Source organism: bacterium, assembly GCA_016873475.1.
Taxonomy (GTDB): domain Bacteria; phylum Krumholzibacteriota; class Krumholzibacteriia; order JACNKJ01; family JACNKJ01; genus VGXI01.
Genome location: VGXI01000286.1, coordinates 1 through 3,283 on the forward strand (window position 1 = coordinate 1; position 3,283 = coordinate 3,283).

The 3,283-nt window shown below is 68.0% G+C and carries 1 protein-coding gene and 1 pseudogene; both read left to right on the top strand.

Annotated elements, in window-relative coordinates; genetic code table 11:
- Nucleotides 1–887: 887 nt before the first annotated feature.
- Nucleotides 888–2,195, top strand: a pseudogene (locus FJ251_14780) (IS21 family transposase).
- A 215-nt stretch (nucleotides 2,196–2,410) separates the two neighbouring features.
- On the top strand, nucleotides 2,411–3,178 hold the full coding sequence (locus FJ251_14785; protein MBM4118969.1) for an ATP-binding protein: 768 nt from the start codon (nucleotides 2,411–2,413) through the stop codon (nucleotides 3,176–3,178).
- The last annotated feature ends 105 nt before the right edge of the window (nucleotides 3,179–3,283 follow it).

The window sequence follows — 3,283 nt, forward strand, 5'->3', positions numbered from 1 at the left end:
GGGGAAAGAAAGAGAGAAGAATGGCGTGCTAGAGAGGCTAGTCGAAAACTGGTTGGATAGTGCCAGCGAGCGGAGCTATCAACGCTGCTTCTGCCAGATGCTCACCGGGCAGGGATTTCATATTGTCCACAACACCGAGCACACGCCGCTTGAATTCGGCAAGGATGTCATCGCCGTATCCCCGGACGGCAAGCTCGTCGGCTATCAGCTCAAGGGCCATCCCAGCGGAACGCTGAAGCCCCGCGACTTCGAACAAATCCGCGGCCAGCTCGAACAGCTTGCGACGCTGGCGCTCACCATTCCGGGTTTCGAGGGCAAGGTTCCTGATGAGTGCTATCTCGTCACCAACGGCGAAATTGATGAGGCCGTCTATCACCAGATACAGCTCCTGAATGCCAGCCTCGTCCAGCGCGGGCACGCGCCAGAAAAGATCAAGACGATTACGCGCGGTAAATTGCTAGGCTGGGCGCAGTCGCTGGGGCTGTCGTTGTGGCCCTCGGAGATGGAGGACTTCGGGAACCTCGTGAAGCTGCTCAATTACAGCGGCGATGAGATGTTTCCCGCTCACATTTTCGACCCTCTCCTGCAGCACACGCTGCGCTTCGACAAGGATGTGAACGCCGCGGACCTGGGCCGTCGCGTGACGAGCGCCGCCGTCATGACGGCCGTTGCCCTTCACTCATTCTCGCGCCGGAAGAACCACTTCGCGGAAATCACGGCGTGGACCATGTTCATCACCTATGCCCCGGCGGCCACCCAAATTCCCCCACCTATGGCCGGGGCAAACTCCCCCAGGTAAGACGGCGCTGACGCCACGATCGGAGTCGGCGCGGGGCTGAGACGACGGGACGTTACCTTGCCCCCTCGGCACATCGAGGGAGGCGGGAGTGAACGTCTTGAAGGCACATTTGCGGATCACGGTGGAGACGCTGCTGGCGAAGGGCGCCAGTCAGCGCGAGATCGAGCGGCGCACCGGGGTCGATCGCAAGACGATCCGCCGCTACGCGGCAAACTCCCCCGGGGTGGCCACCGGCTCGGCTGCAGGGCCGGGGCAAACTCCCCCACCCCGGCCACCGGCACCGCCGGGATCGACCTCGGCGTGTGAGGCGCACCGGGCGTTCATCGAGTCGCAGGTCGCGCTCGGTCGTAACGCCGTGAGCATCTACCAGGACCTGGTGGAGCAGCACGGCTTCGCGCACTCCTACAACTCGGTGAAGCGCTTCGTACGGGGGCTGCGAGTGCGCGAGCCGGGGCGCTACGACGTGCTCGAGTACGGGCCCGGCGAGGAGGCCCAGGTCGACTACGGCCAGGGCGCGCCGACACGCACGAGCGGCGGTGGGTACCGGCGCCCCTACCTGTTCGTGATGACGCTCAAGTACTCGGGCAAGGCGTTCCGCAAGACCGTCTGGAAGACCGACGCGCGGGTGTGGGCGCGCCTGCACGAGGAGGCGTTCCGCGCGCTGGGCGGTGTGCCGCAGTACGTCGTGCTCGACAACCTGCGCGAAGGAGTCATTGAGCCGAACCTCTACGAGCCGCGCCTGAACGCGATCTACGCGGCACTGCTCGCGCACTACGGCGCGGTGGCGGACGTCTGCCGGGTCGGGGACCCGAACCGCAAGGGCACGGTCGAGAAGGCAATCCAGTACACGCAGCAGACGGCGCTCGCCGGACGGCGCTTCGACTCCCTCGAGGCACAGAACGCGTGGCTGGCGCACTGGGAGGGGCGCTGGGCGGCGCCGCGCATCCACGGCCGCAAGAAGCGTCAGGTGCTCGCGCTCTTTGCCGAGGAGCGCCCGGCGCTCGCGCCGCTGCCGCTCGAGGCGTTCCGCATGTTCCGTCTCGAGCGGCGCACCGTCGATGACTCCGGCTGCGTGGTGATCGACAACCGCTACTACCCGGCCGCGCCGGCCCGGCTGTACTCGCAAGTCGCCGTGCGGGTGTATGCCGCCGAGATCGAGATCCTCGACGCCGAGGGTCGGGTGCTGCGTCGCCATGCCGTGTCGGCCCGCCCCGGCTACGACGCGCTGCGGGCCGAGGATCGGATCTTCAACCCCTCGCGCGAGACCGGCCGACTGCTCAGTCGCGTCGCCCGCATCGGGCCGCACGCCCGCCAGCTCGGCGAGCGGCTGTTCCAGAGCCTCGGCCGCCCCGGACACAAGGCGCTCTACGGACTCGCCAACCTGCCCCGGCGCCACGCCCGCGAGGACATCGAAGCGGCCTGTGCCGCCGTGCTCGCGGCCAACCGCTGCTCGTATCGCACGCTCAAGCGCCTCGTCGAGCAGCGCACCGAGGCGCGGGCCGTCGCGCAACCGCCCGCCCCGGCGCTCACGCAGTCGGCGCCGGAGATCCGCGCCATCGATGCCTACCAGCGCTTCTTCGACGATCACACCCAACCCACAGGAGACGGACCATGCCGATGACCCTGATCGAACTGCAGAAGGCCCTGCGCGGCCTGCGCCTCTCGGGCATGAGCGCCACCCTCGAGGCTCGTGCCCTGCAGGTCGCCGCCCACGAGTACGACTTCCTCGAGGCGTTCTCCTGGCTCGTGCAGGATGAGCTCGACCGGCGCCGCTCGCGTCTGCTCGAGCGTCGCTACACCGGCTCCGGGCTGAGCGAGCGGCTCTCGCTCACCACGCTCGAGTGGAGCTACAACCCGAAGCTGCCCAGGCGCGACGTGCTCGAGCTCGGCACGCTGCGCTTCCTCGATGCGCGCGAAGACGTGCTGCTCATCGGCAAGCCCGGCACCGGCAAGAGTCACGTTGCCAAGTCCCTCGCGCTGCTCGCCCTCGAGCGCGGCTACCGCGTGCTCTATCGCGAGGCACACGCGCTGCTCGAGGAGCTGCCCGGGCCGCGCGAGCTCGGCGATCGTGCCCGGCTCCTCGCCCAGCTGCGCGGCGCGGAGCTGCTCGTCATCGACGATCTGTTCCTGCGCCGCCTGCCCAAGGCCGCCGGCGACGAACTCGCCGACGTCCTGATGAGCCGTTACGAGAAGGCCTCGACCATCGTGACCTCCAACCGCCCGATCGACGACTGGCCGGCGCTGCTCGGCGACGTCGTGGTGGTCGCGCCGCTGCTCGATCGGCTCATGCACCACGGCCACCTGCTCAAGTTCGACGGCCGCAGCTGGCGCCTCAAGCACGCCGCCGAGCGACTTGCCAAGCGAACCAGCAACGCGTAACCATCCACCCGTCCCGTCACATCACCCGGGGGACTTTGACCTGGCCACGGGTGGGGGAAGTTGAACTGGCCGCCGGGGCCTATGCCATCGCGGCCTGCGAGAAAA